Source organism: Ruoffia sp. FAM 24228 (assembly GCF_045528575.1).
Taxonomy (GTDB): Bacteria; Bacillota; Bacilli; order Lactobacillales; family Aerococcaceae; genus Ruoffia; species Ruoffia halotolerans.
This window is the reverse complement of the sequence record NZ_JBGQQZ010000125.1, coordinates 1-1,847: the sequence shown is the minus strand read 5'-3', so window position 1 is coordinate 1,847 and position 1,847 is coordinate 1. Positions and strand designations below refer to the sequence as shown.

Genomic DNA, 1,847 nt, shown 5'->3' with positions numbered 1-1,847 from the left:
CCATTATTTGACTAGTCGACCTCTCACACCACCGTGCGTACGGTTCCGTACACGGCGGTTCAATACCTTGCGTAAGCAGACTCTACCAATTCGCTTAGTGGAACTAAGCCCCATTGGTGGAGTCTTTTTGTTGTAATTGCCCGATGAACTTCAGGCGTGTTTGAAAGTCGCCAGTACATCTTACGAGAAAATGCAATGCGTTTCGCTGAGTCTAGGTCAAGTCCATAGGACTTTAATTTCTTAATAACCGTTCGTGGTTTCTTCCATCGTTTAAAGATAAGCTGTCTAAGCCGGTGATGTAACCATCCTTCTATCTCTTTAATAAATCCTTTGATAAAACCTAAACCAAAATAATTTATCCAACCTCGTGTAACTCGATTAATTTGCTGGATGATTTCTTCAAAGGTTCCTGGTCTTTTACGACTCGTCAGTCTCTTTAAAGAATTCTTGAATTTTCGCTTGGCTTGCTTGGTAGGGATAAAACGATAGGTTCCATTCACTCGGCGCATCAGACAGCTCAAGAACTTTAAACGAGTAGGTGACCCCACTTTGCTTTTCTCTTGATTGACGATGAGCTTTAAATCTTTCTCAATATATTTGGTGATACTTTCCATCACACGTTCACCGGCTCGTTTCGTCTTCACATAGATGACGAAGTCATCAGCGTAACGGACAAATCGATGACCACGTTTGGAAAGTTCTTTATCCAGTTCATGTAAGTAGACATTACTCAGTAGAGGCGAGAGAACCCCTCCTTGTGGTGCGCCTGTTTTACTTTCTACGAATTCGCCAGACAGGTCTATGACACCTGCTAATAAAAACTTACGGATAATTTTGATGATGGTCTTATCATGGATGTATTGTTCTAGATAGTAGATGAGTTTATCGTGATTCAGCGTGTCAAAGCATTGCTTCAAATCACAATCTACAACTACCCGATAACCTTCCTCATAATAGTTTACACATTGTTTGAGGGCACTATGCGTGCCTTTGCCCGGTCGAAAGCCGTGACTGTTTTCCATAAAGTGCGGGTCAATGATTGGTTCAATCACTTGTCGAATTGCTTGTTGAACAACTCGATCGCGCACACAAGGAATGCCTAGCTTTCGCTTCTCTCCATTCGGTTTTGGTATTTCTACCCGTTTAACCGGTTGGGGTTTATAAGTCCCATTAAGTAATTTATTCCGTAGAGGAATATAATACTCATTGATGTGTTCTTCTATTTCAAAGACGGTCATCCCGTCAATACCTGCTGCACCTTTATTCCGTTTAACGGATTTAATGGCAGCTTCCATATTCTCTCTTGTTACAACTCGCTCCATCAAAGACGGAGTCTTACGATACATTTCTGTCATTTCACCTAAAGTTCACTAGACACATCGATTAACTCTTTCGGTTCCACCTATTCCCTCCACCGACTGCCAACCTAAGCGGTTGTTTTCTGTCATTATTGTGAACCTTAACCTCCATTCTATAATTTGTATTGATATTGTTCGGTCCTTCGCTACATTCTCGCTACTACGACCTCTGCTGATTTCTCACTATTCGTTGTTACTACTGAGTCGCTAGTGAGACCTCCCCAGGTAAGGTGCGATAACCTTCCACTCATGTCACTGCTTCATTTACTGTTTAGGATTCGTGCAGTATTGGACTTCACTTTGTCATGCAAGCTCATCCATCCCTGTTCAGCCTTGATATGAAGTTTCTGTTCGTCAGTGCGAGTGTTTGCCTCCGGCTTCCTTCAGATTCCACCTCACGGTGGACACCCTTGCCTTTAGCTAACAGTTCCTACTGCCAAGTCTGTAGTGGACTTTCACCACCAAGTTATCGCCCATGCCGGGCGCACA

General features: G+C 42.9%; 1 protein-coding gene. It reads right to left on the bottom strand.

What is annotated here, in order from left to right; genetic code table 11:
• Nucleotides 1-59: 59 nt before the first annotated feature.
• Nucleotides 60-1,355 (bottom strand): group II intron reverse transcriptase/maturase, encoded by a 1,296-nt coding sequence (gene ltrA, locus ACEN33_RS12190; protein ID WP_407090955.1) that lies wholly within the window; start codon nucleotides 1,353-1,355, stop codon nucleotides 60-62.
• Nucleotides 1,356-1,847 lie beyond the last annotated feature (492 nt).

Coding starts and splice junctions, on each gene's coding strand:
- ltrA (WP_407090955.1), bottom strand. CDS start 1,355: ATGACAGAAATGTATCGTAAGACTCCGTCTTTGATGGAGCGAGTTGTA.